21 protein-coding genes and 1 pseudogene are annotated in these 24,395 nt (G+C 70.8%); 11 read left to right on the top strand and 11 right to left on the bottom strand.

The genetic code is table 11. The annotated features are described in order from the left end of the window. Positions 1-20: 20 nt before the first annotated feature. The gene (locus ACRAWB_RS14075; RefSeq protein WP_431353879.1) at positions 21-1,055 is read right to left on the bottom strand and encodes a LacI family DNA-binding transcriptional regulator; all 1,035 of its coding nucleotides are present in this window, start codon (positions 1,053-1,055) and stop codon (positions 21-23) included. Between the two features lie 352 nt (positions 1,056-1,407). Between ACRAWB_RS14075 and ACRAWB_RS14070 the strand changes: the two genes are divergently transcribed. From ACRAWB_RS14070 to ACRAWB_RS14055, 4 genes are all read left to right on the top strand, one after another. Further along, positions 1,408-2,376, top strand: a complete 969-nt coding sequence (locus tag ACRAWB_RS14070) for a carbohydrate ABC transporter permease (RefSeq protein ID WP_431353878.1) — start codon at positions 1,408-1,410, stop codon at positions 2,374-2,376. Then, the gene (locus ACRAWB_RS14065; RefSeq protein WP_431353877.1) at positions 2,376-3,344 is read left to right on the top strand and encodes a carbohydrate ABC transporter permease; all 969 of its coding nucleotides are present in this window, start codon (positions 2,376-2,378) and stop codon (positions 3,342-3,344) included. Before ACRAWB_RS14070 ends, ACRAWB_RS14065 begins: the two co-directional genes overlap by 1 nt. 132 nt (positions 3,345-3,476) lie before the next feature. Beyond that, a complete protein-coding gene (locus tag ACRAWB_RS14060) occupies positions 3,477-4,217 on the top strand; it encodes an MFS transporter (RefSeq protein WP_431353876.1) in 741 nt (246 codons plus the stop codon). Beyond that, entirely contained in the window at positions 4,103-4,756 is a 654-nt protein-coding gene (locus ACRAWB_RS14055) for an MFS transporter (protein ID WP_431353875.1), read from the top strand. The genes ACRAWB_RS14060 and ACRAWB_RS14055 overlap by 115 nt, the downstream gene beginning before the upstream one ends. 906 nt (positions 4,757-5,662) lie before the next feature. Here the strand turns inward: ACRAWB_RS14055 and ACRAWB_RS14050 are convergent. Next, entirely contained in the window at positions 5,663-6,385 is a 723-nt protein-coding gene (locus tag ACRAWB_RS14050; protein ID WP_431353874.1) for an ABC transporter substrate-binding protein, read from the bottom strand. A 483-nt stretch (positions 6,386-6,868) separates the two neighbouring features. Between ACRAWB_RS14050 and ACRAWB_RS14045 the strand changes: the two genes are divergently transcribed. The 3 genes from ACRAWB_RS14045 (at position 6,869) to ACRAWB_RS14035 (ending at position 10,291) form a co-directional block, all read left to right on the top strand. Next, the gene (locus ACRAWB_RS14045; RefSeq protein ID WP_431353873.1) at positions 6,869-7,642 is read left to right on the top strand and encodes an ABC transporter ATP-binding protein; all 774 of its coding nucleotides are present in this window, start codon (positions 6,869-6,871) and stop codon (positions 7,640-7,642) included. Further along, the gene (locus ACRAWB_RS14040; RefSeq protein ID WP_431353872.1) at positions 7,624-9,195 is read left to right on the top strand and encodes a transporter; all 1,572 of its coding nucleotides are present in this window, start codon (positions 7,624-7,626) and stop codon (positions 9,193-9,195) included. The genes ACRAWB_RS14045 and ACRAWB_RS14040 overlap by 19 nt, the downstream gene beginning before the upstream one ends. A 589-nt stretch (positions 9,196-9,784) precedes the next feature. After that, the gene (locus ACRAWB_RS14035) at positions 9,785-10,291 is read left to right on the top strand and encodes a DUF2087 domain-containing protein (protein WP_431353871.1); all 507 of its coding nucleotides are present in this window, start codon (positions 9,785-9,787) and stop codon (positions 10,289-10,291) included. A 65-nt stretch (positions 10,292-10,356) separates the two neighbouring features. On the opposite strand, the gene ACRAWB_RS14030 is transcribed toward ACRAWB_RS14035, so the two are convergent. After that, positions 10,357-10,926, bottom strand: a complete 570-nt coding sequence (locus tag ACRAWB_RS14030; RefSeq protein WP_431353870.1) for a CGNR zinc finger domain-containing protein — start codon at positions 10,924-10,926, stop codon at positions 10,357-10,359. Between the two features lie 89 nt (positions 10,927-11,015). On the opposite strand from ACRAWB_RS14030, the gene ACRAWB_RS14025 reads away from it, so the two are divergent. Further along, entirely contained in the window at positions 11,016-11,213 is a 198-nt protein-coding gene (locus ACRAWB_RS14025) for a hypothetical protein (protein ID WP_431353869.1), read from the top strand. 19 nt (positions 11,214-11,232) lie between these two features. Here ACRAWB_RS14025 and ACRAWB_RS14020 read toward each other — a convergent pair whose 3' ends face one another. Genes ACRAWB_RS14020 through ACRAWB_RS14000 form a run of 5 tightly spaced genes read right to left on the bottom strand, consistent with a single transcriptional unit; the run spans position 11,233 to position 17,413 of the window. Continuing rightward, complete coding sequence (locus ACRAWB_RS14020) at positions 11,233-12,789, bottom strand: hypothetical protein (RefSeq protein WP_431353868.1); 1,557 nt, start codon at positions 12,787-12,789, stop codon at positions 11,233-11,235. Next, a complete protein-coding gene (locus ACRAWB_RS14015; RefSeq protein ID WP_431353867.1) occupies positions 12,786-13,085 on the bottom strand; it encodes a hypothetical protein in 300 nt (99 codons plus the stop codon). The genes ACRAWB_RS14020 and ACRAWB_RS14015 overlap by 4 nt, the downstream gene beginning before the upstream one ends. After that, positions 13,082-15,841 (bottom strand): alpha-mannosidase, encoded by a 2,760-nt coding sequence (locus ACRAWB_RS14010; RefSeq protein WP_431353866.1) that lies wholly within the window; start codon positions 15,839-15,841, stop codon positions 13,082-13,084. The genes ACRAWB_RS14015 and ACRAWB_RS14010 overlap by 4 nt, the downstream gene beginning before the upstream one ends. Next, positions 15,838-16,422, bottom strand: a complete 585-nt coding sequence (locus ACRAWB_RS14005) for a D-sedoheptulose-7-phosphate isomerase (RefSeq protein ID WP_431353865.1) — start codon at positions 16,420-16,422, stop codon at positions 15,838-15,840. The genes ACRAWB_RS14010 and ACRAWB_RS14005 overlap by 4 nt, the downstream gene beginning before the upstream one ends. Then, a complete protein-coding gene (locus ACRAWB_RS14000; RefSeq protein WP_431353864.1) occupies positions 16,415-17,413 on the bottom strand; it encodes an ROK family protein in 999 nt (332 codons plus the stop codon). The genes ACRAWB_RS14005 and ACRAWB_RS14000 overlap by 8 nt, the downstream gene beginning before the upstream one ends. A 201-nt stretch (positions 17,414-17,614) precedes the next feature. On the opposite strand from ACRAWB_RS14000, the gene ACRAWB_RS13995 reads away from it, so the two are divergent. The 3 genes from ACRAWB_RS13995 to ACRAWB_RS13985 are packed head-to-tail and all read left to right on the top strand — an operon-like array spanning position 17,615 to position 19,874. Continuing rightward, positions 17,615-18,988: a YibE/F family protein gene (locus ACRAWB_RS13995; RefSeq protein ID WP_431353863.1), complete on the top strand. Its 1,374-nt coding sequence runs from the start codon at positions 17,615-17,617 to the stop codon at positions 18,986-18,988. Between the two features lie 11 nt (positions 18,989-18,999). Further along, on the top strand, positions 19,000-19,383 hold the full coding sequence (locus ACRAWB_RS13990) for an ArsR/SmtB family transcription factor (protein WP_431353862.1): 384 nt from the start codon (positions 19,000-19,002) through the stop codon (positions 19,381-19,383). After that, positions 19,380-19,874, top strand: a complete 495-nt coding sequence (locus ACRAWB_RS13985; RefSeq protein WP_431353861.1) for an SRPBCC family protein — start codon at positions 19,380-19,382, stop codon at positions 19,872-19,874. Before ACRAWB_RS13990 ends, ACRAWB_RS13985 begins: the two co-directional genes overlap by 4 nt. Here the strand turns inward: ACRAWB_RS13985 and ACRAWB_RS13980 are convergent. The 3 genes and pseudogenes from ACRAWB_RS13980 to ACRAWB_RS13970 all read right to left on the bottom strand — a co-directional run bounded on the left by ACRAWB_RS13980 (position 19,871) and on the right by ACRAWB_RS13970 (position 24,386). Beyond that, positions 19,871-20,632, bottom strand: coding sequence for an alpha/beta fold hydrolase (locus ACRAWB_RS13980; RefSeq protein WP_431353860.1), 762 nt, complete (start codon positions 20,630-20,632; stop codon positions 19,871-19,873). The genes ACRAWB_RS13985 and ACRAWB_RS13980 overlap by 4 nt on opposite strands. Positions 20,633-21,102: 470 nt before the next feature. After that, a pseudogene (locus ACRAWB_RS13975) lies at positions 21,103-22,500 on the bottom strand (MBL fold metallo-hydrolase); the annotation flags it as partial. Next, the gene (locus ACRAWB_RS13970; RefSeq protein ID WP_431353859.1) at positions 22,497-24,386 is read right to left on the bottom strand and encodes a hypothetical protein; all 1,890 of its coding nucleotides are present in this window, start codon (positions 24,384-24,386) and stop codon (positions 22,497-22,499) included. The pseudogene ACRAWB_RS13975 and the gene ACRAWB_RS13970, both read right to left, overlap by 4 nt. Positions 24,387-24,395: the final 9 nt, after the last annotated feature.

Here is a 24,395-nt window from a genome sequence, read left to right as displayed (position 1 = left end):
GAACTGCCCCAAGGCGTCTGTCAGAGCGCGCGCGGGGCGGCGGTCGAGCCGCGCGGGAGCACCTGTGCCTCGAGCACCGTGGTCTGCGGCTCGGCGCCGGGATCCTTCAGCCGCTCCAGCAGGCGGTCGAGGGCCGTCTCGCCGAGCGAGACCGCATCCTGCGCCACCGCCGTGATCCCGGGGCTGACCATGCTCATCCATTCCGAGTCGTCGAACGAGACCACGCTGACGTCCTCCGGGATGCGCAGCCCGAGGTCATTGGTGGCGCGCCAGACGCCCTCGGCGAGCAGGTTGTTCGCTGCGAAGATCGCGGTCGGGTGGTCCCGGCGGGCGAGGATGTCGATGGCCGACTTGCGGGCGCCGTCCGCGTCCCACCCGGTCGAGATGACGAGCGACGGATCCGCTTCGATGCCGGACCCCTCCAGTGAGGTGCGGTAGCCCGCGGCGCGCTCCCCACCGGTGGTCCACGTCGTCTCGTCGATGAACAGGGCGATGCGGCGGTGGCCGAGATCGATGAGGTGATCCGTCATCCGCTTGGCCACGCCCGCGTTGTCGATGATGACCGCGTCGCAGCGGCCGGCCGAGAACTGGCGGTCGGCCTCGATGACGGGGATGTGCTGGCGCACGAGGTAGTCGGAGACATCGCCCGACAGCGGGGTGACGATCACGCCGGCGACACGGGTGGCCACGAACGCGCGTGCCGCATCCATCTCCGCCTCGGTCGACCCCTGGTCGTCGACGAGCATCATCGTGTATCCCTCGCGGCGGGCGCGGGCGGCGATGCCGGCAGCGAGATCGGCGTAGAAGGCGTTGCGCAGGTCGGAGACCAGCACCCCGATCGTGCGGCTGTCCTGCTTGCGGAGACTGCGGGCCATCGCGTGCGGGACGTAGCCGAGGGATTCGGCGGCGGCGAGCACACGCTCTCGCACACCGGCGGCGACATACCCCTCGCCGCTCAGGGCACGGGATGTCGTCGACTGCGACACTCCTGCCGCCAGGGCGACGTCCTTCAACGTCGCGCGGCGCGGAGCCCCCTCCGCATCGTTCCCGATCATCGCACCTCTCCCCGGGCGCCGGAGCGCCGGAAGCCCGGCGAAGTCCACCATAACGGTCGCGGCGGCGTCCCGGCGCGCCGGAGGCCCGGTGACGCTGCCCCCGTCCGGGTGTACCGTGCGCCGCAACAGGCAGAACCCCCGCCGGCACGTCCGCACCCAGTGACCGGTCCGCATCGCGAGAGGCCGCCCGCCCGGGAAAGCCCTGGGCGCGGTTGCACCGCCTGCTCACGAGGACCTATAGTCGCTGCTATGTGGTAACGATGCCACACCGCGCCGATGGTGGCGGGGGACGGATCGAAAGGGTGGCGATGAGGATCACCGAGCTCGATGACGCGACACGGGGAGGCCGCTGATGGCTGTCCTCTCCGAGACGTCAGGCAGCGAGACCCGGACGGGTGACCGCAAGCCGGAGAAGAAGCGGGTCAAGAAGTACAACAGGCGCGAGGCGATCGCGGGCTATCTCTTCATCAGCCCGTGGATCATCGGGTTCCTCGTGTTCACGCTCGGCGCGATGCTGTACAGCCTCTTCATCTCGTTCAGCAACTACAACCTGGCGACCAACAGCGCGAGCCCGGCCGGCACCGACAACTACGCCGAGCTGTTCAACGACCCGAAGGTCGCGCTGTCGCTGGGCAACACGCTCTTCTACGCGGTGATGGCCGTGCCGCTGGAGATCATCTTCGCGCTCCTCCTGGCGCTCCTGCTCAACTGGGTGGGGCGCGGGGCCGGCGTCTTCCGCACTCTGTACTACCTGCCGAAGATGACCCCTGCGGTGGCGACCGCCTCCATCTTCCTGCTGCTGCTGAACGGCAACACGGGTGCCATCAACCGCTTCCTCGCACTGTTCGGCATCGAGGGCCCGCAATGGCTCATCGACCCGAACTGGGTGAAGCCGTCGATCGTTCTGATGACCCTGTGGGGCGTGAGCGGCACGATGGTGATCTTCCTCGCGGCGCTCAAGAACGTGCCGCAGGACCTCTACGAGGTGGCCTCGCTGGATGGCGCCGGCGCGTTCCGCAAGTTCTTCACCATCACCATCCCGATGATCTCGCCGGCGATCTTCTTCAACGTGGTCGTCCTGACGATCGCGGCGTTGCAGGTGTTCGACCAGGCGTATCTGCTGTTCTGGCGAGATCAGACGAACGCGTCCCCCGACTCCTCCCTGTTCTACGGCGTCTATCTGTTCCAGCAGGCCTTCCGCCAGTTCAACTTCGGCTTCGCCGCGGCGATGGCGTGGCTGCTGTTCGTGATCATCCTGCTGATCACCCTGGTCCAGGTGAAGGTCAGCAACCGCCTCGTCTACTACGAAGGAGACAAGTGATGTCGTCCGCGACCCAATCCGCACCGGCCGCGGCACCGCTCGCCTCCGAGCTGCAGGCCGCGCAGAACCAGACCGGCAAGACGCCGAACAAGGGCGACAAGCCCGCCGGCAGCCGCTGGTACCGCCCCAAGTCGATCATCGCGAAGACCCTGCTGTGGATCGTCGCGGTCGGCTTCGCACTGCTGTTCCTCTACCCCTTCGCCTGGCTGCTCGCGGCGAGCCTCAAGCCGCGGCAGGAGGTGTTCGACAACTCGCTGTGGCCCAAGACGTTCACGCCGCAGAACTACGTCGAGGTGTGGAACCAGCTGCCGCTGCTGTCATGGATCGGCAACAGCGTCGTCATCGCGATCCTCGCCGCGGGACTGGTGGCGATCTCGAGTTCGATCGTCGCGTTCGGCTTCGCGTACTTCAAGTTCCCGGGGCGGACGCTGCTGTTCGGCCTGGTGCTCGCGACGATGATGCTGCCCGGCGCCGTCACGATGGTCCCGCAGTACCTCATCTGGAAGAACCTGGGCCTGATCGGCACGTGGATCCCGCTGTTCGGCATGAACCTGTTCGGATCGGCGTTCTACATCTTCCTGCAGCGGCAGTTCTTCATGGGGCTCCCGCGTGAGCTGTTCGAGGCCGCCCGCCTCGACGGAGCCAGCTACTGGAGGCTGTTCACCCGGATCGCGATGCCGCTCAGCATCCCGTCGTTCATCATCATCTTCCTGTTCGAGTTCCAGGCCAGCTGGAACAACCTGCAGGCGGCGCTGATCTACCTGAACGCGGGAGGCGTCGAGGGCTTCACCGTCCCGCTCGGCATCTCGTACGCGATGACGACGTTCAGCCCGACCAACGGCGGACATGGCGACTACCAGTTCGTGATGGTGGCCGCGCTGATCGTGACGCTGCCCATGCTGCTGCTGTTCGGGTTCGGCCAGCGCTACTTCATCGAGGGCGTTGCGACGCAGGGCCGCAAGGGCTGAACCTCACCCTTTTGCCGGGCGCGGGTGGACTCCGGTCCCCGCGCCCGGTAATGTCTAACCCCCTAGCGACGATTTCCGGATCGAGCCGGCGGGTGGGAGGACCACCTGTTCCGGATTCGAAAGGCCCACGTCGTGACCTCCTCTTCTTCCCCCTCGTTGTTCGCGTCCCGCGACTTCCGGCTGCTGCTGGCCGGCCAGACGACCAGCCAGCTCGGCGCCCAGATCGCCGGCGTCGCCCTGCCGCTCCTCGCGGTGGTGACCCTGCACGCGACCCCGTTCGAGGTCGGGATGCTCGGTGCAGCATCCACGATCGCATTCGCCGTGCTGGGGCTCCCCGCCGGCGCCTGGATCGACCGCGTACGACGCCGGCCGGTCCTCATCGCGAGCGACGTCGTGCGCGCCCTGCTCCTCGCGACCATCCCGCTCGCCGCGCTGCTCGGGATGCTGTCGATGTGGCAGCTGCTCCTCGTCTCGCTGCTGACCGGGGTGGCGCGGGTGTTCTTCGACGTCGGCTACCGCAGCTACCTGCCCGCGGTGATCGGGCGGGAGAAGGTGCTCGCGGGCAATTCCTCGCTCGAGTTCGTGCGCGCCTCCGGTCAGGTCGCGGGACCTGCACTCGGCGGCGTGCTGGTGTCGCTGATCGGCGCGGCCTCGGTGCTGCTGGTGCAGGCGGGCACGTTCGCCGTGTCGGCGCTGTGTCTCGTCGGCATCCGCGCGCGGGAGGAGGCTCCGGCTCCTCGCCTGCCGGTCCTCGCCGCATGCGAACCGAGATCGCCGAAGGACTCGGCTTCGTCTTCCGCACGCGCGTGCTGCGCGCGACCGCGGTGGCGAGCGCGCTCAGCAACTTCTCGTTCGCGATCGCGTCTGCGGTGAACATGGTGTTCCTGTCGCGGCCCCTCGGCCTGTCGCCGGCCCTGATCGGCATCGTCATCGCTGTCGGATCGGTGACCGTGATGGTCGGCGCGGCGTTCACGACGCGCCTGTCGCGGGCGGTCGGGTCGGTGCGGATCGTGTGGCTGTCGCTGGCGGTGACGGCGCCGCTGTCCCTCCTGGGCGCTTTCGCGCAGCCGGGATGGTGGACGCTGCTGATCGTCCTCGGCATCGCCGCGGGCGAGTTCGGGCAGATCGTCTACGCGATCACGCAGGTGAGCGTGCGGCAGCAGGTCTGCCCGGACCGCATCCTGGGCCGCGTGAACGCCACCATGCAGGTGGTGATGATGGGGCTGTTCCCCGTCGGGGCGCTCGTCGGCGGCATTCTTGGGAACGTGATCGGTGCACGCTGGACGCTGATCGTTGCGGGCGTGCTGCTGCTCGCGTGCCCCGTGGTGCTGTGGTCCGCGCTGCGCGGCGTCCGCGAGGTCTCCGACCTCCCCGAGGCCGCCGCGGCGGCCGCGCCCGCACCGCCCGCGTGAGCCCGGTCCCCTCCCGCGCGAAGTGCAGTTAGTTGCTGGGCCACGGGGCGCGTCGGGCGCAACTAGCTGCACTTCGGCGGAGGACCGCGCCCGCCCGCGTGGCTGAGCCGCGCATCCCCTCCCCGTGAATTTGCTCGTAGGTGCGGTCGCGCGCGGCGTGTCGGGCGCAGCTACGAGCAATTCACGGAAGGGAGGGCCGGGCGCCCGGGCACGCAGAAGGGGCGGCCTCCGCGAGGAGGCCGCCCCTGGCAAGAGCGTGTTACTTGCTGCTCTTCGTGGACTGGTCGTAGGCCTTCAGGGCCGCGGTCTGCGCGTCCTTGAGGGCCTGGCTGGCCGATGCCTGACCCAGGAGGTACTTCTGGATCGCGTTCTGCAGCTCGGTCTGGATCTGCTGGCCGGCGGGCGACGCACCGAACGACTTGCCGTTGCCGACGACGTCGTAGTAGGTCGAGATGGCCTTGTCGAAGCCCTCGTTGCCGGACGGCTTCACGTACTTCTCGCGGAGCGTCTTGTCGGCCTCCGGCGAACCGGTGAAGAGGCCGGTGTTGATCGCCCCAGGGGTCTTCTCGATCGTCTTGGCGCGGGCCGCACCCGCAGCCTCCCACGCACCCAGGCTGGTGAGGTTCAGTGCCCAGGCGCACGCGGCGTCCTTGTTCTTGGCACCGGTCGGGATGACGAACGACGTGCCCGACGCGACGGTGAACGGCTGGCCGCTGCTGTCCTTGAACGGCACGGCGCCGATCTCGACCTTGTCGACGAACGGGGTCAGCACGTTGACGTACCACTGGGCGTTGACCTCAGCGCCGACCTGGTCCTTCACGTACTGGTTGTTCTCGCCGAAGAAGTCGAAGGAGTCGGTGAAGCTCTTCATCTTCGCGTAGCCGCCCTGGGCGTCGGCGATCTGCTTCAGGACCTCCAGGCCCTTCTCGTTCTTCGGGTCATCGAGCGTCGGCTTGCCGTCGCTGCCGATGACCTGTCCGCCGTTGGCGAGGAGCCACAGACCGGCCTGGCCGGAGGCCTGCGGGTCGAACCCGAGGACGCTCGGGTTGCCGCCCGACTCCTTGTACATCTTCTTGACGGCCGCGACGAGCTGGTCCGGCTTCGAGGTGTCGATGTCGGCGTCGGTGACCCCGCCGCCTTCATGACGCGCTCGTTGGTGATGATCGCCGGCGGCTGGTAGAACTGCGGCACGGCGTAGATCTTGCTCTTGTAGGTGATGTCGTCGACGACCGAGCCGTAGTACTGCTTCTGCGGGTCGACGTTGTGCACCGAGTAGCACTGGTCGAGCGGCTGGATGAGGCCCTGCGCCGCGTAGGTCGCGACGAACTGGCGGTCCATCTGCACGACGTCGGGCACGTTGCCGCCCGCGACACGAGTGGTGAACTTCTGCGCGTCGAAGGGCGTCTGGTCGATCTTGATCGTGACGTCCTTGAGCTGCTTCTTGGCGTAGTCGATGCGGGAGGTGCCGACCTCGTCGGCGTTGTCGAAGCCCCAGGCGTTCAGGCTGCCCTTGGCGTCCTTCGAGAAGTTCCCGCCGGAGGAGCTGCCGCCACTGGAGCTGCACCCGGCGAGGAGCGCCACCGACGCGGTGATTGCCAACGCGGCGAGGGCGGTGTGCCTCTTGTTCATCTGATTTCCCTTCAGTGGTGTCGCAGCGGGCGTCCTCGCCCGAGCGAAGAGGTACGGGATTCCCTACCGCCGGGGTTGAGGGCGACAGTATGGAAACCTTCCCACATCGCACGCTAATGCAGCGGTGCGGCTCTTCACAAGGGGACCGGGTACACGGAGCCGGTTTTCGTTACTTGATCGTTTCTTACGCTCGAGCGGGACGGTTCTCAACCCCTGTGCCCTTATGGCAACGATGCCACATCCGCGACCGGCGGATACTCTGCCGCCAACCTGGGAGACCCCTCATAAGGGGCACAAACTCCGAACCGATCAGCGCCCCGCTCCGGATGAAGCATCGGTGGCAGGCGTTTCCCTCCCCTCCCACTGACGGATGTGGCGCGCCGAATGCGACCAGGGGCGCCGCGGCGCGCCGCATCCCGAATCCCGGCGCGGCTAGGGTGGACCGACGGCGCGATCGAGGTGCGAACGCCCGGACGTGAGGGGGTGCGCGTGACGGAGGACGAAGGTCTCGCGATCAGGATCCGCGGGCTGCACAAGCGGTTCGGCGAGAAGGTCGCGGTGGACGGGATCGACCTGGATGTGCCGTCCGGCAGCTTCTACGGCCTGGTCGGGCCGAACGGCGCCGGCAAGACCACGACGCTGAGCATGGCGACAGGGCTGTTGCGCCCAGATGCCGGTCAGGTGCTCATCCACGGCGTCGACCTGTGGCAGCAGCCGCTCGTCGCCAAGGCGATGGTCGGCGTGCTCTCCGACGGGGTGCGGCTGTTCGACCGCCTGACCGGCCAGCAGCTGGTCGAGTACGCGGGTCTGCTCAGCGGGATGGACCGCCCGACCGCCCAGCAGCGCACCGCCGACCTGCTCCAGCTGCTCGACCTGCAGTCGGCGGGCGGCACGCTCGTCGTCGACTACTCGGCCGGCATGACGAAGAAAATCGCGCTCGCGGCCGCCATGGTGCACGCGCCGCGGGTGCTGGTGCTGGACGAGCCGTTCGAGTCCGTCGACCCGGTGTCGGCGGCGAACATCCGAGACATCCTCCGCACCTACGTGCAGGGCGGCGGCACCGTCGTCGTGTCCTCGCATGTCATGGACCTCGTCGAGCGGATGTGCGACCACGTCGCCGTGATCAGCGCCGGCCGGGTGCTCGCCGCCGGGTCGGTGGACGACGTGCGCGCCGGATCCACGCTCGAGGACCGCTTCGTCGAGCTCGTCGGAGGACGCCGCGTCGGGGAGGGGCCGGAGTGGTTGCGACACTCGTAAGGCTTCGGCTGCTGGTTCTGCGGAACTCGTTCCGCCGGAGCACCAGTCAGCTCGTCGCCGTCATCATCGGCGCCGTGTACGGCGTCGGCGGCCTGCTCGTCGTGCTGGCGGGGCTCGTCGGCCTGTCGTTCGCTCCTCCCGAGATCGCGACCACCGTCGTCGTGCTGGCTGGGTCGGCGGCCGTGCTCGGCTGGGCCGTCTTCCCGCTGCTGCTCTCGGGCGTCGAGCAGACGCTCGATCCCGGTCACCTCGCCGTTTACCCGATCGGCCTGCGGCCCCTCATGCTCGGAATGCTGCTCAGCGGAGCCGTCGGGGTCGCGGGTGCCGCCACCACGATCGCCTCGCTCGGGACCGCCCTGCCGTGGCTGCGCTCACCAGGCGTCGCGGTGATCGCGCTGGTCACCGGCGTGCTCGGCGCCGCGACCTGCATCGTCGTGTCGCGGGCGGTCACCTCCGTCGCGAGCGGCTTGGCCTCGGGGCGGCGGTTCCGGGAGGCGAGCGGGCTGCTCATCCTGATCCCGCTCATCCTGGCCGGACCCATCGTCATCGGCATCACCAGCGGTCTGCGTCGCTCGGCGGACGCCCTCCCGGCCATCGCGTCCGGTCTCGGCTGGTCGCCGCTCGGCGCCGCGTGGGCCGTGCCTGGAGCGGTCGCCGCGGGTGACCCGCTCGGCGCGCTGCTGCGGCTGCTGATCGCCGTCGCGACCTTCGTCGTGCTGTGGTTCGTGTGGCGTTGGGGGCTCGCGCGGTCGCTCGTGACGCCGGTGCGCGCGTCCTCGCGGGTGCGTGCTCCCGGAAAGTCGGGGCTGTTCGGCGTGCTGCCGGGGACGCCCGCCGGCGCGATCGCCGCGCGCTGCCTGACGTACTGGTTCCGCGACCCGCGCTATCTGCGCCAGCTGCTCGTCATCCCGCTGCTGCCGGCCGTCATGTGGTTCTACTCGAGCATCAACCACTCCACCGGGTACATCTTCGCCGTCGGCCCGGTCGTCGCGTTCGCCCTCGGCATCGGGATGATCGCCGACGTCTCCTACGACTCCACGGCCTTCGCGCTGCACGTGTCCAAAGCGGTGCCCGGACGCGCCGACCGGTGGGGACGCGCCTCCGCGCTGCTCTCTTTCGCCGTGCCGGCCGTCGCGATCATCACGCTGGGCTCGGCCGCGGTCGAGGGTGACTGGCTCCCGGCGCCCGGTCTGCTCGGTCTGACGCTCGGGATGCTCCTGAGCGGCGTCGCCGTCTGCTCGGTCACGTCAGCGCGCTTCGTGTTCCCCGTGCCGGAGCCCGGCGACAACCCGTTCGGCTCGCGGCCGGGTGCGAACATCTCGCTGCTCGGCCCGACCTTCGCCGCGTGGGGCGTGATCGCGGTGCTGTGCCTGCCCGAGGTGGTGCTGCTGGTCCTGTCGCTCGTGACGCGCGAGGCGGTGTGGGGCTGGCTGGGGCTCGCGGCCGGGGTGATCCTCGGCCCGGTTCTCCTGGTCGTCGGCGTGCGCCTCGGCGGCCGCGTCCTCGACGCGCGCGCCCCCGAGCTGCTGCAGCAGCTCCGCAAAGACGGCTAACGCCCGCCCGCTGTAGTTGACGCAACACGCCGCAATGCGCGCGTTGGCGACGGCGTGTTGCGTCAACCAGAAGGCCGCCGGCGGCGTGTCGCCGGCTGATGCCCAGCCCAGTCACGGAGTTTTCCCGACATGCCGTTATGCGAGTGGGCGTAACGGTGAGTCGGGACTAGTACATGGAAATACTGGCGGCGCTCTACTTGACGCAACACGCCGCAGGGCATGCGTTTGCGACGGCGTGTTACGTCAACCCGAAGCCCGCCGGCGCGGCGCCGCCAGCTGACGCCCCGCCCAGTCACCTAGTGGGCCCGACATGCCGTTATGCGACGGGTCGCAACGGCGTGTCGGGACCAGTAGGTGCAGAAGCGCCCGGTTGCGCTGCGCGGGAGGCGGGCTGATGCCCGAGCCACCCATCTACTTGACGCAAACACGCCGCTACGCGGATGGGAGTAACGGCGGGGGACCAGCAGATGCAGGGGCGTCGGGTGGCGCTGCGCGAGCGGCGGCCCGGCGCCTGGTTTAGTCACCCACTGGGCGCGGCGTGTTGGGGCCAGTAGGTGCGGGGCGGGCGGGGGCGTGCGAGGGTGGACGGGTGGAGCAGACGGAGGCGGGGGGCGCGGACTGGCGGCCGGTGGTCGCGGCGCTGGCCAATCGGGACGCTCGCGCGGTGTGGGCCGCGGTCGTGGCGACGGGCGAGGCGGATGCTGGCCTGGGCGCCGCGCGGACGCGGCGGGCGCTGGAACTGCTCGAACGGGTCAGGCTCGTGCGCCGGGTTGGCGACAGCGTGGAGGCGGATGACGGGGTGTTCCGGAGCCTCCTCGCCGCGTCGGCGGCGGTCCGGCCCAAGCCGACGGGGGTGGAGCGGTTCCTGCGGCCGGACGGGCGCATCGACCGGTACCCGTCGTCTGCGGACGACCGGATGGCGCTACTGCGCATGATCGCGCAGGACGTGCTCGGGGACGGCGAGGTCGTCGGGGAGCGCGCGCTGACCGAGCGGCTGGCGGCCCGGAGCGACGACCCGGTCGCCCTGCGGCGCTACCTCGTGGACGCAGGCCTCGTCGTCCGCACCCCGTCGGGCTCGGAGTACGCCCGCGCCTGAACGAGGGGACGCAACACGCCGTCACGCCGCGGCGATAACGGCGTGTTGCGACCCATGGATGACGGCTACGCGTGCGCGCGCTTCTGCATCTTGACGGCGTTGCCGCAGCCGGCCATAGTGCACCAGCGGCTGGAGCGGTTCTTGGAGTAGTCGTAGTAGGCCCAGCGGCACGTCGCGCGGTCGCAGACCTTTAGCCGCGACCAGCTGCCGTCCTCGCGGGACGCGCGCACCGCGTCGAGGACGCCGGCCAGCGCGTCCAGGACCCGATCACCACCGGCGGGAGCCAGGGAGAACGTCCCCGCGGCGCCGAAGGTCACCCGCAGCGGCAGCTGCGCCAGCGCCTGGTCGAGCCGGGCGACCGCGGCGTCGTCGACGTCGTGGCCGGCGTGGGCCGCCAGCACGCTGCGGAGACCTTCGCGGACCGTCTTCGCCAGCTCGAGGTCGCGCTCCGACGCCGCCGCTTCGCCGCCGAGCAGGTCCCGCGCACGCAACCACGCGGTGAGATCGGCCGGCCGCTCCCAGCCCTCCTCGTCCTCCTGGTACTCGACCGTGTTCACGAAGTCGCGGACGAGACGCAGCGGGACGGGGATGACCTCGTCCTCTCGCTGGAACGCCAGATCCGTCTGCCTACCCATGACACCAGCATAAGCACTTGACAGGTGTACGTCGAGGCGTCCATGCTGGCGAACACCAGCAAATAGGTTTAGCCGGGGTGGAGGTTATCGTGGATCAGGCAGCAGCGACATGGGCGGGCGGCGAACGACGGAGCAACGTCGAGGAGGAGGTGCAGCCGGCGGGGGCGGGGCGGTGGCTGTGGATCCGCTACCGGGCGATGCGCGCCCGCCGGTTCGCGCGGCGAGCGCACGGCGACCGCTGGGCCGACGGCATCTCACCGTGGGCATTCTGGGGACTGCACCGCTGAGCAGGCGCGCGATGCCCGCTCAGCCGGCGAGCGTCTGCTCGCACGCCAGCAGCGTCACGCCGACGCTCCAGGCGTGCGAGAGCGTCAGCAGCATCCCCTTCGGTTGGAAGCAGGCGGTCTGGTAGTACCGCTCGCTGACCATGCCGCGGTAGGCGTTGAAGTCGCCGTCCTCGCGAGCGATGAACTGCCGGAAGCAGGCCAGCGCCTCGTCGGCCCGTTCGGCGTAGTGCGGGTCGCCGAGGGCCGCGGAGAGCTCGCGCAACTCGGCGGTGCACACCAGACCGTAGGCGTGGAGGTGCTGGTTCGACGGCGAGGCGTTGTCCGCGCCGCGGGTGCGGAAGCGGTACGCGCCGAGGAGGGTGTGCTCGGGGAACGCGACGTCGTAGGTGTACCGGAAGGTCAGCATCCAGTCGGCCGCACGCCGGGCGACGTCGAGCCAGTGAGCGTCGCCGGTGGCGCGGTGCAGGGCTACGTAGGCCATGACCGCCGCGTAACCGTCTTCGGAGGTGGGGGCGAGGTCGACGTCCTCCGGGGCGCCGTGGATGAACTCGCGGTCGACGAACTGCTCGTAGTACCGGCCGGCGGCGATGGCGGCGGGGAGGTAGCGCTCGTCGCGGTCTGCAGCCTCCACCAGGGCGGCGATCCACGTGAGTCCGGACGCGCCGGACCAGGACAGCACCTCGCCGGTCTCGGCGTGGTGGACGGAGCCAAGGTTGCCGTCGGGGCGCTGGCGGCCGACGATCACCTCGAGGTTCGAGCGGATGGCGTGCTCCCACTGCGGGTGCGCGCCGAGCGCCTGCGCCCGCAGGAGGAACAGGGTCGCCTCGGCCAGCGTGCGTGAGTGGAGGCCGCGCTTCAGCTCGGTCCAGCTCTGCGTCCAGCCGTGGTCGCGGTACCAGACGCCCCAGAAGGTCCCGGAGGGCGAGAGGGACGCGGTGATGAAGTCGATGACGCGCCGGGCCGCCTCCACTTCGCCGGCGCGGTCGGTGCGGAGGCCGTGCGCGAGCAGCGCGTACGCCCACGGGATGCCGCTGACCCAGCCGACGTGCATGGCCTGCCTATCCACGGTGAGGCCGTCGCGGCCGCTGACCTCGCGGTCGAAGCCGACGGTCTCGAGCAAGACGCCGGGGTCGGGGTCGTAGTGCCAGGTGAGAAGCCCCTCGGCGGTCAGGTCCGCGGCGGTCGCCACATCCACCCACGGCGACTGCGGCGCGTTCGGGGCGGCCTCGGCGTGCAGCGCGCGCAGCGCAGGGGCGTAGGCGTGGCGAGACGCGTCCAAGGCGAAGACGCGTACCGACAGTTCGACGGTCTCGCCCGACTCGAAGCGGTGGGTGGTCTCCTCGGCGGGGCGCGGGTGCGCGTCACCGTAGTAGGTCACCGGGAACTCGCGGAACGGGAAGCGCAGGCTCACCGTCGCGTCGCCCCAGACCGCGTCGTGCGACAGGCCGAGGCCGGTGAGGCCCAGCGCAGATGTCTCGTCGGTCGCCAGCGCGACGCCCCCGCGGCCGGGACCCGCCCAGGCGAAGACCGCGGGCGTCGCGGCCCGGTCGGCCCGGAACTCCCAGGCGTCGCTCACCAGCGCGTCGTGCTGCTCGGGGGTGTCCGCACCGATCTCGAAGCGGGGAAGGCACGCGTATTCGCGGCCGGCCGGTTCTCGCCGTAGAAGGCGCCCGGGATCAGCCACCACGGGTCGTCGGCGCCGTGGACCGGCGCCTCGACGAGCACCGAGCCGTCGGCCGGCGCATCGCCGGTGAACGTCGCCCGGACGGTGAGACGCCAGCCGAGCGCCGCCTCCTCCCATTCCTCGTCCAGGTGGAGGGAGTCGGCGGCGGGACCGACCGCGCTGATGCGTACCTCGGGGCGCGGGTTCACGGCTGCGGCGGCTGCGAGGTCTGCGACTTCGAGGGGTCCTCCTGCGAGGTCTGCGCCTCCGACCTCTGCGACGTCACGGGCGACTCCGGCTCCTGCGCGGGGGCCGAGGGGGCCGACGACGCTTCCGACGCATCCGAGGGTGTCGGGGCCGACGACACCGGGGCACCGAGCGGCCGCTCGATCAGGTCGACCTCGCGCACGGGCTCAGCAGGATGCGCGGGCACGACGAACGTCCGCAGCTGCGACGGCCCGAAGTCCTCCTCGATGACCCGTCCGAGCAGGGGCAGCTCGATGCGCGATCGTCCGGCCTCGCCGCGGGTCTCGACCGCACGCACCACGACATCCGCTCCGCCCGGCGCCTCCGTCGCGTCCTCGGTGCCCTTGAGCGCGGTCACCAGGACGGACGAGCCGCCGTCGCTCGCGAACGAGTGCACCGGCGGCAGCGCGCCGTCGTGGAACGACTCCTGCTGCGCCCGCACCGGGTTGCCGAGCACGAGCGCGCGGCGGATCGGGTCGGCTTCGCGCCAGTCGCCGGCATGCGGGACGAGCTCGTAGCTGAAGCGCTGGATGCCCTGGTCCTGGAAGGAGTAGATGCCCTCCGGGTCCAGCAGCCGCGGGTCGTGCCACGAGTAGACCGGGCTCCGGACCGCGGTGACGCCGATGCTCGGCTCGTCGCCGTTGTCAGCGGAAGCCGGGGACACGTCGTAGGCGTGCTTGTTCGTCGTGATCACCGTCAGGCCCGCGGCCGCGCCGTCGACCGTCCCGGTCAGATCCACCCACGACTGGGCAGGCTCTTCGGCGCCGTCGACAGGTCGTTCGAGGTGGCCGAACGGGATCTCGTAGGTCGCCGTCGGGTCCTCGAGCACGGTCGGGAAGCGCAGCTTCAGGAGGTGCGCCTGCTCGCGCCAGTCGAGCGTCACGTTCACCCGCAGTACGGGCGAGTCGTGGTCGAGGATCAGTTCCTCGACCAGGGTGGATGCGCCCCACTCCCGCTCGACGCGGACCCGCGAGCGCAGCGGACCGGTCTCGCGCACCACGATGCGCTTCAGCGCCATGGTGGCGCCCGGCCAGGCGTAGGAGACGACGCGGTGGCCCCAGGTGTCGGTGGGGTCGTCGTTGATCTGCGTGTGCTGCGTCCCGTCGACGCCGGCCATCACATCCACGCCGGTCGCCTTGACGAGGTAGGACGAGATCCAGCCCGTCTCCTGGTCGATGCGGATGCGCACGTGATCGTTCTCGAGGGTGTCCTCGGTGACGGTCAGCCCACCGGACGCGGCACCCGGGCCGGCGCCAGGCCGCAGCCGGTAGAGGCGGTAGCCGAGCGCCGGGACGTCGGCGCGGAACACGACCGCGCCCCGCGACACGTCGTCCGTCGTGGCGGTCGACTGCGAGTTCTGGAACACGACCGGCGCACCGGTCTCGTCGACCACGTGCACGCCGGCGCGCTGCGCGCCGTACTGGAAGTCCACATCCACCGACACCGCCCACGGGTGCGGGTTGAACACGAGGACCGGCTGTGTGCCGTCCTCGCGGTCGACCTGCACCTGGCGGGCGAGGACGTTGTGGGCTCGGGTGATGATCCGCTTCGAGATGGACACGGCCTCGCCGAGCTGATCGCGGGCGTCGTCGTACGACGGCTCGATCGCCGAGCCGGGCAGGATGTCGTGGAACTGGTTGAACAGCACCTGCTTCCAGGCGGTCTCCAGCTGCTCGCGCGGGTACTCGACGCCGTCGTGCGCAGCGACCACGGCCGCCCAGCGCTCGGCGTTCAGCACCGCGACCTGCGCGCGCCGCTGCCAGGCCTTGATGCCGGAATGCGCCGAGTAGCAACCGGGCGCGTGGTGCTGCAGGTCGTCGCGACGCACGGGCAGGCCGTCGAGGAACGCCTCGCCGCGGCCCAGGACCTCGTCGAAGTAGGTGCGCGGTGAGGACATCGTCATCCTTCCGAAGGAGCCCATCCGGTCGTAGCGGTGGATGGACTCGATGTTCGCGATGGTCGGGCCGCCTCCGTGGTTTCCCACGCCGTAGAACACCATGGCCGTGGCGTTCTCGCCGAAGCCGACGGTGCGGTCGAGTGCCGCCAGCGACTTCTCGGTCTGACCGTCGACCGACCCGGGCGGGCTGCCGTATTCGAACGGGATGCGGTACGCGAGCACGCGGGAGCCGTCGGGCGCCTCCCACCAGAACAGCGAGGGCGCGAGGTCGGACTCGTGAGGACCGGGGCGGAGGAACGTGTAGGAGTCCATGCCCTGGCCGCGCAGGATCTGCGGCAGCATCGCGTTGTGACCGAACGGGTCGACGTTCATGCCGACCGTGGCCGGGATGCCGAAGCGCGACTCCAGGTAGCGCTGCCCGTACAGGCCCTGGCGGACGAAGCTCTCGCCCATCGGCATGTTGTTGTCGGGCTCGACCCACCAGCCGCCGACGTTGACCCAGCGACCCTCGGCGACCCGGCGCTTGATCTGCTCGAACAGCTCGGGGTCGGACTCCTCGACCCAACTGAGCAGCACGATCTGGTCGCAGGTGAAGACGAAGTCGGGGTACTCCTCCATGCGGTGGATGGCCGACCAGAAGGTGGCGCGCGCCTCCTGGTAGCCCTCCTGCCACGGCCAGAGCCACACCGGGTCGAGGTGTGCGTTGCCGATCATGTGGAGGGTGCGCTGCGGGGTGGCGGCCGGCCGGTTCGCGGGCGGCAGGTCGCGCGGCTGGATGCCGGCGGGCGCGTTGGCGACGGGTGCCTGGCGGGCGTCGGTCACAGTGCGTACTCCTCGTCGCCGTCGGCCCACGCGTCCACGATCTCGGACAGCACGTGGAGCATGAACGTGTGGAACTCCTGGATCCTCGGGGTGGTCGTGGACGGGCTCAGCAGCGCGTAGTCGGCGAACGCCTTGGCCGGTCCGCCGTCGCCTCCGCCGAACAGCACCGTCGTCGCACCGGCCGACTTCGCCGCCTGGAGCGCTGAGACGATGTTCGCACTCCGTCCGCTCGTCGTGAAGGCCGCGACCACGTCGCCGGGTCGCGCGAGCCCGAGCACCTGGCGCGAGAAGACGTCGTCGTAGGAGTAGTCGTTGGCGATGCAGGTCATCGTTGTCGGGTCTGTGCTCAGTGTGACGGCGCCGAGCGGACGGCGGTCGCGCTTGTAGTGGCCGATGATCTCGCCGGTGAAGTGCTGGGCGTCGGCCGCGCTGCCGCCGTTGCCGAACGTGTACAGGATGCCGCGCTCGGCGAAGGCTTCGCACAGCACCTTCCCGACCTCGCGGAGGGCCGGCAGCAGCTTCTCGCCCTGCTCGGCGACCTCGATATGGGCCTGCAGCTGGTCGCGCATCCACTCAGACATGCGGGGTTCCCTTCGGTGCGACGCCCGCGCCGGCGAGCTGGTCGAGACGGTCGAATGCGACGGCTCCTGCGCCCACGACGCAGACGACGTCGCCGAGGCCGGCGAGCACCACGGTGGAGGCGGCGGCCGCGGGCGGCATGGCGTCGGCCGCGACGCGCTCGCGCACGGGCACGAGCAGCGCATCGCCGGAGCGGGTCACTCCGCCCCCGAGCACGACGAGGTCGGGCTCGAAGACGTTGACGAGGTCGGTGAGGGCGGTGGACAGGACGTCGACCGTCTCGTCCCACAGCTCGACCGCGAGCGGGTCGCCCGCGGCGGCGGCCGCCACGACATCCTCGGCGCGGACGACGGGGAGCTGCGCGAGCGACGATCCCTCGCCGCGCTCGGCGACGGCCTCGCGGGCGCGCTGGGCGATGGAGGTGCCCGAAGCGTAGCCCTCCAGGCAGCCGCGGCGGCCGCACAGGCAGGGGCGTCCGCCGGTGCGGACCATGACGTGACCGAACTCGCCGCCGTTGCCCGCGGCTCCGCGGTGCAGGCGGCCGTCGATGACCGCGCCGCCGCCGATGCCGGTGGAGATCGTCAGGTACACCATCGTGTCGGCGTCGCGTCCCGCGCCGTAGCGGAACTCGCCCAGGGCGCCGGCGGTCGCGTCGTTCTCGAGCACGGCCGGGACCCCGAACTCGCGCTCGGCGAGCTCGACGATGGGGAGGTCGATCCAGCCCGGGAGGTGCAGCGGGCCGGTCAGCACGCCGGCCTTCGCATCCAGCGGGCCTCCGCACGAGATGCCGACGGCCTCGACCTGGAGGCCGGACTCGGCGATCGCGCGCTGCCCCATGGCGAAGAGTCTGGGAACGATTACACCCGGACCCTCTTCGCGCCGCGTGGGTTCGACGGTGAGTGCGTGGGTTCGTCCGTCCTCCGTGACGACACCGACAGCGAGCTTGGTGCCGCCGATGTCGAGTGAGAGGACGGCGCGGAGGCCGTTTGCCATCATGTCCTTCCGGGGATGCACGACCGCGCCTGCGCTGGTGGATCGTGTGGGATCGTTCCCACAGATACTAGAGGGCGGTGGGGAGGCGGGTCAACCTGACACCGAGTCGTCGAACCTTTCGCTTCTCGCAGCACATCCGGGCGGTGCTCCCGTGCGGCTGCATTACAGTGAGGCCGCCCACCCACCTCGAACGGAGACCCGATGGCGCACGCCCACGCGCATTCCCACGGCGGCCCCCTCCGCACCGGCCCGCGCGGACGAGTGCTCCGCACGGTCGTCGTCGTCATCCTGGCGACCGCGGCCGCCGCGACGCTCGCCGGCTTGGCGCTGCTCTGGCCCGACCATGGCAAGGTCGTCGCGGCCGCCGGCGGTGTCGAGTTCGCCGGAAAGGGGACGACCTTCCCGACGGGCCGGATCGTCGCGATGTCCGCCTCGTGCCCCGGGTACATCTCCTCGGACAAGGCCCCGTCGTCCGCCCCGGGCGACACGCGTGCGTGCCAGTTGGCCCAGGTCCGTCTGCTCGACGGCTCCTCCGCGGGGAAGACGGTCACGCTCCCGCTGCTCTGGCCGTTCTCGAGCGCCGGCCTCAAGCCGGGCGACACGCTGGAGCTCGTCGTCCCCCCGCACGCGACCCCGGCCAAGACGTCCGGACTGGACGCCCAGACCCTGGCGACCGAAGCGCAGGGCATCACGGTCAACGGCGTGGTGAGGGACCAGTCGCTGACGGCGTGGGTCATCGTCTTCGCCGTCATCGTCATCGCCGTCGGACTGCTCCGCGGCCTGATGGCGCTCGTCGCGCTGGGCTTCAGCGGCTTCATGCTGGTGGAGTTCATCCTCCCGGCCCTCGTGTCCGGCCGACCGGGACTCGCCGTGGCGGTGGTCGGCGGCTCGGCGATCATGTTCGTCGTCCTGTACCTCGCGCACGGCCCCTCGATGCGCACGAGCGTCGCCCTCCTCGGCACGCTGCTCGGGATCGGCCTCACGGCGGGGATCGCGCAGCTCGCGGTCGGCACGACGCATCTCACGGGCGTGACCGGTGACGTCGGAGGGATGCTCGCCAATGTCACACAGCTCGACTTCCGCGGCGTCCTGAGCTGCGCCATCGTCATCGCGGGACTGGGCGTCCTCAACGACGTGACCGTGACCCAGGCGTCGGCGGTCTGGGAACTGCGCGCCGCGTCGCCGACGCTGACGCGCAGGCAGCTGTTCGCCCGCGCGATGCGGATTGGCCGCGACCACATCGCGTCGACGATCTACACCATCGCCTTCGCGTACGCCGGCGCCGCGATGGTCACGCTCATCGTGATCTACCTGTACAACCGGCCCGCGGTGAGCCTGCTGTCCCAGGAGGACCTGGCTTCGGAGGTCGTCCGGACCCTGTGCAGCGGTATCGGGCTGGTGCTCGCCGTGCCGGTGACGACGGGAATGGCCGCCCTGCTGGTGCCGCAGGAGCTCGTGCGCCAGGAAGAGAACCGCTTCGTGAACGCGATGAAGCTGCGCTGGTACTCGTTCATCCCGCGCCCCGCGCCCGACCTCGCGACAGGGGGCTTGCGGGACTCTGCGGTCGACCGCTAACGTACAACCAAATGGTTGTAGATGAGCTGACGGACGCAGAGGTCGATCGCATCTTCCACGCGCTGGCGGATGCGACCCGGCGGGACATCGTCGCGCGGTCACTGCGCGGCGACTACTCGGTGAGCGAGCTCGCCGGGCAGTACGACATGAGCTTCGCTGCCGTGCAGAAGCACGTCGCCGTGCTCGAACGCGCGAGGCTCGTCCACAAGCGGGCGCGCGGACGCGAGCGAGTCGTGACCGGCGACCCCGAGACCATCCGTCGGGCGACCGAACTCCTCGAAGCGTTCGAGCAGCTGTGGCGTCACCGCGATGCAGCCATCGACGGCATCCTCGCCGAGGAGGCCGGGCAGAGACGCACCACCCGCACCACCGAACGAGAGAGGAGCGACCGATGACGGTCATCGAATCGACCAAGGATCCGGAAGCGCTGACGCTCACCATCGTCAGCGAGTACGACGCACCGCAGAAGCGGGTCTGGCAGCTGTGGTCCGACCCGCGCCAGCTGGAGCTCTGGTGGGGCCCTCCCGGGTATCCGGCCACCTTCGAGGTGTTCGAGTTCGAGCCGGGCGGACGCGCGACCTACTACATGAGCCTGCCCGAAGGCGGGAAGGCGTGGGGTTGGTGGCGGTTCGTCGAGATCGAGCCGACCGGGAGCCTGGCGATCGACGACGGCTTCGCCGAGGAGGGCGGCGCACCCGCGCCCGGCGAGCCCGGTCGGATGGTCACGACGCTGGAGGAGCGCGACGGCCGCACCCGGATGACGATCCTCAACCAGTTCGCGAGCACCGCGCAGATGGAGGAGCTGCTGGCGATGGGTCAAGAGCAGGGCATGACGATGGCCCTCGACCAGATCGACGGAATCCTGGCCGGCACCTTCACGCGCTAGGGGGCGTCGAGGAAGGCCAGCAGGTGGGGGAGCGTGCGGCGTAGGGCGGCGGGGTCGCCGCCCGCCGCCAGCCGTTCGCCCAGGTAGTCGCCGTGGATGCCGGGCACGATCAGGAGCCGCCCGTCCGGCAGCAGTGAGGCCAGCTCCACGAAGTGGTCGGCGCGCACCACGTCGTGGTCGGCGCCGACCACGAGCACGGGCGCGTGGATGGACGCGAGCAGTTCGTCCGGGAAGTCCTCGAACCCGAGCATCAGCTCCCGGTCGAGCTCGAACATCCGCCGGGCGTGCTCGGGGTCCCGGCTGACCGCACGGTCCGCGTCGCGGTACGGCGCGGGCAGGTCGTCGAAGGTGCCGGCGGCGAGGCCGTCCCAGAATCCGTCGACCATCGCCTCCCGTCGCACGGGCGCGGACGCGGCGATGACCCGTCGCACAAGGGAGGGATGGCGCGCGGCGAGCTGCAGCGCGACCTGCCCGCCGTTGCTGAAGCCCAGCACATCCACCGGCCCGAGCCGTAGCTCGTCGAGGACGGCGGCGACGTCGTCCGCCGAGCCCTCGAAGGACGCGGGGCGATCGCCCGACGCCGTGCGCCCGTGCCCTTGCAGCTCCACGCAGAGCACCGACCGCGTCTGCTCGACGAGCGGAAGCAGCAGCCCCCAGTTGGTCTCGATGGTCGAGCCGCCGCCGTGGATGAGCAGCAGCGGCGGGTGCGGCGAGTCCGGGTCGCCGTGCCAGCGACGGTAGAGCGGAATGCGGTCCACGCCCGCAGGCTAGCCGAGGGCGGGAGCGCTGTCGAGGAGACCGTGTCGGCCACCGCGTCCCCGGCCTGGCCGAGACGGACCGCGCCGACCGTGACGTCGGCCGCGAGCCGCTGGCGTTTGCGGGGCGCGTCGCCGGCCCGCACGTCGAAGCGCAGGCGGACCGTCTCCCCGGCCGCGGCGACCGTCGACGCGGACGACGGATCGCTCCACCCCTCGGGCGTCACGAGTCGCGCGACCACCTCCCGCGGCTCGTCGTACGGGTTCACGACGACGACCTCGTACTCCAGCGCCGCGCCCGGCTTCACGCGCTGGTAGAACGGCTCCACCAGCACGAGGTTCCCGTCGGCCGGCGGCAGCATCCCGTCGTCCGGCAGCAGGCCGTTGTGGATGGCGGCGAGCTCGTCGCCCTGCTCGGTGAGCAGCTGGAGGTAGTCCTCGTCGACCTCGCGGCCCTGCCAGTGGCCGGTGATCATCAGACCGGGAGCCACCCGACGGTAGAGCGCTGCACTCTGGATGAAGTCGTCGCGCCGGAACCGGTTGCGGTACTGGTAGTTCAGGATCTCGCGCTGCACCCCCAGGCGCCCCTCGGCGGTCTGCTGGTCGCCGGTGGCGAGCACCCGGACGCCGTCCACCTCGAACTCGAAGGCGGCGGCATAGAGCGTGTGCCCGGGCAGCTCGTGCGTGACGAACTCGTACTCGCGCCAGCGCACCGTCTCCCCGAGCGGCAGCACGCGATCGGCCGGGATGGGCTCGAACCATTGGCAGGGCAGGTCGGTGCGCATGGGGTCGGCCATGATCGGGGCGACGTTCTCCGGCAGCCACACCTGGGTGCCCTCGACGTCGCGCAACAGGTTGAGTCCCGCGATGTGATCGTCGTGGTAGTGCGTGCCGAGCACGACCTCGACCGAGGTCACGCCGAAGTCGCGCTTCAGCGCCGGAAGGCTCGCGAGCCACGGCCGCCGGGCCGCGCGGTCGGTGCCGGCCGGCCATCCCGTGGACATGTCGTAGCCGTAGTCGATGAACAGCGCGGCGCCGGAGTCGCTGAGCAGCACGTACACGCAGGAGTTCGCGGTGCGGTTGAGCAGCAGGTGGTCGGTCAGGCGGACGAAGGGACGCTCCAGCCAGTCCCGCAGGTCCCACGGGTGGGTGCGGCGGGAGTCGACGTAGCCGGCCATCCGGTCGGCCAGCTGCTCCAGCGCATCCCTCGCGTCGGGCATCGGCTCGCCGTGCGACGGCAGCAGGATGCCGGGCTGCTCCTCCTGGAGGATCAGGCAGGAGAGCACGTTCATCGCCGGACCCTCGTTCTCCGTGTACGACCACTGGGTGGCCGCGAGCGACCAGACCTTCCCCGGCGCGTAGATGAGGTCGCCGGTGAACGCGATCCGCTCGCCGTCGCGCTCGACCAGGTAGGTGACCGAGCCCATGGTGTGTCCGGGGGTCGGGAGGGTCTTCACGGCCACGCCGCCGAAGGTCGCGGTGCGGTACTCGGGCACGGTCCCGGCGACCGGCACGGGGTCGAGCAGCGAGAAACGGTCCTGCCGCAGGTTGTAGTCGTTGTAGAGCGCCCGGGACGACCACATCTCATCCACGCGGGTGAAGAGGTCCTGCTCCACCGGCGGCACGAAGATCGGGATGCCCGCGGCCACCGCGCGCGGCAGGCCCTGGCCCTGGTCGCGGTGGTGATGCGTCATCAGCACCGCGTCGAGCGTGTCGAGGCCGAGCTCGGCGAGGTGGTCGAGCACGTCGCCCGACCCGAAGTCGATCGCGATGGCGCCGCCGGCGGCCCCGGGCGGCGGGGTGACGACGTAGACGTTGCACGTGTCCGCGAACCGGTGGACGCCGGGGGCGACCTCGGTGAACGCGCTCATACCGTGCTCGGCTCCTTCTGGTGCTCGTCGTCGCGGGCCGCGCGGTATGCGCGCCACAGGGCGGCGATCTCGTCGAGATCGCCGTCGGTGACATCTTCGCGGCTGTTGTCGATCGATTCCACGTAGTAGAGCGCCGGCACGCCGAGCTCGGGCTGGATGCGCGAGTAGGCCAGCCACTCCTCCCGGCTCGGCATCGGCCACTGGTCGGTGTCGATCGGGTGGCCGGGGAGCGACGCCGCGGCGATGTCGTGGCGGAAGCGCAGCTGGTCGCCGACGGGGACCGGCTCGCCGTGCACCGAGTCCTCGAGCACGTCGTTGAGCCGCACCATGTCGGTGACGTCCGAGAACGAGGGATGCACGGTGTGCGTCACCACGAGCGCGTCGGGCTTCGCGGCCTTGGCGGCCTCGTGGATCGTGCGGATGATCGCGTGGAGGGCGCTGATGCCCCAGACGCCGTCCGCGTGCGTGCGGAGGGTGACGCCGGAAGGCGCGCGCTGCGTGAAGTCGACCTTGAACCCGTCGGCGTCGAGGCCGTCGGGCGAGAGCATCCGCGTCACCTGCTCGGCGAGCGCATCGAGGTAGGCGGGGTTCGACGGGTCGACCGCGACCGGGCGTCCGAAGGCGTCGCGGACGGTCAGCTCCGGCGGCAGGCCGCTCGGGTCCCAGGCCTTGAACCACAGCAGGACGCGCTGCCCGGCGGCGTGCCGCTCGTCGATCCAGCCGCGCAGGTCGGGCCACTTCTCAGTGTCGACCGTGTTGGTGCCGTAGTCGGCCTGCCAGCGGTCGTCGATGACGACGGTCCCCGGGCGCAGGTCGCGCTCGGCGAGGCGGCGCAGCCACCGGTCGTACAGGTACTGGCGGGCGAGGTCGGGCGCGAAGGCCGCGCCCGACGGCAGGACGAAGCCGTCGGCGTTGTCGGTCGCCAGCGCCTCGCCCTCGTGGCTCATCCGGACGGCGAGCGCGCACTGCGCGCCCCAGCCGCAGAAGATCGGCTCGTGCCACCAGGCGACGGGCTCGGGGGCGGGCGCCGCCCATCCACGCGCCGCGAGGTCGTCGCGGTAGTCGCGGATGAGGGTCAGCGGGGCGCCGCCCGGTCGCAGCACGAATTCGGGCGAGACCCAGCCGCCGGCGCGGACGCGGGTGTGGCCCTCGTAGGTGAGCCGGAACAGGAAGCCGCCGTCGAGCACGTCGTAGCGGAAGGTCGTGAAGCCGAGCTGCGCGATCGGCGCGACTACCGAGACGCCGAGCCAGTCGCCGACCGGCATGTCGGTCGGGCCGTGCGGCGCATCGGCGGCGATGGACGGACGCCCCAGCCCGAACACGAGCGGCGGCGGCGAGAAGATGCCGTGGAGGCGTCCGGGCTCCGCATCGCCCACGACGCCGAGCTGCGCCTGCGTGTTGGACGGCCGGACGACCTGGATGGGCTCGGTCGGCGTCGGCACGAACAGCGAGGGGAAGCGGATGCCCGAGCGGAACGTGCCCGCCGCGCCGGTCGGGAGCGCCGCCTGGCCGCCGAACATCGTCAGGTCGGTGATCCGCGCGTCGTCCTCCTCGGTGGTCACCTCGACGCGCGCGCGCACCTCGGTCGGCGTGCAGTGCAGGACGATCGCCTTCGTCGCCCACGCGCTGGAGTCGGTGAGCACGGTGACGCGCACCGAGCCGTCGTCCTCCTCCTCGACCGTCACCGCCGTCGGGCCGGACGACTCGTCGGGCACGCCGAGGCGGTCGACGCTCGCGAGCAGGGAGAGATCGCTCCACAGCTCGCCGTCGGGGCCGGCGATGGTCGCGCGCGGCCGGGCGAGCGCGACGCCGAGAGTGTAGGCGGGGGCGACGAGCACGACCTCGGTCGCGCTGCGGGTGACGGTGATGTCCTGGGTGGTCTGCATGGTCCTCGG

Origin of the sequence: Leifsonia poae, from assembly GCF_050632865.1 — a bacterium.
In the GTDB taxonomy this organism is placed as follows: Bacteria; Actinomycetota; Actinomycetes; order Actinomycetales; family Microbacteriaceae; genus Leifsonia; species Leifsonia poae_B.
Note: the sequence above shows the minus strand (reverse complement) of the source record. Positions and strands in the feature narration are given on the sequence as shown.

Coding starts and splice junctions, on each gene's coding strand:
- ACRAWB_RS14075 (WP_431353879.1), bottom strand. CDS start 1,055: ATGATCGGGAACGATGCGGAGGGGGCTCCGCGCCGCGCGACGTTGAAG.
- ACRAWB_RS14070 (WP_431353878.1), top strand. CDS start 1,408: ATGGCTGTCCTCTCCGAGACGTCAGGCAGCGAGACCCGGACGGGTGAC.
- ACRAWB_RS14065 (WP_431353877.1), top strand. CDS start 2,376: ATGTCGTCCGCGACCCAATCCGCACCGGCCGCGGCACCGCTCGCCTCC.
- ACRAWB_RS14055 (WP_431353875.1), top strand. CDS start 4,103: ATGCGAACCGAGATCGCCGAAGGACTCGGCTTCGTCTTCCGCACGCGC.
- ACRAWB_RS14050 (WP_431353874.1), bottom strand. CDS start 6,385: ATGAACAAGAGGCACACCGCCCTCGCCGCGTTGGCAATCACCGCGTCG.
- ACRAWB_RS14030 (WP_431353870.1), bottom strand. CDS start 10,926: ATGGGTAGGCAGACGGATCTGGCGTTCCAGCGAGAGGACGAGGTCATC.
- ACRAWB_RS14005 (WP_431353865.1), bottom strand. CDS start 16,422: ATGTCTGAGTGGATGCGCGACCAGCTGCAGGCCCATATCGAGGTCGCC.
- ACRAWB_RS14000 (WP_431353864.1), bottom strand. CDS start 17,413: ATGGCAAACGGCCTCCGCGCCGTCCTCTCACTCGACATCGGCGGCACC.
- ACRAWB_RS13995 (WP_431353863.1), top strand. CDS start 17,615: ATGGCGCACGCCCACGCGCATTCCCACGGCGGCCCCCTCCGCACCGGC.
- ACRAWB_RS13990 (WP_431353862.1), top strand. CDS start 19,000: ATGGTTGTAGATGAGCTGACGGACGCAGAGGTCGATCGCATCTTCCAC.
- ACRAWB_RS13985 (WP_431353861.1), top strand. CDS start 19,380: ATGACGGTCATCGAATCGACCAAGGATCCGGAAGCGCTGACGCTCACC.
- ACRAWB_RS13970 (WP_431353859.1), bottom strand. CDS start 24,386: ATGCAGACCACCCAGGACATCACCGTCACCCGCAGCGCGACCGAGGTC.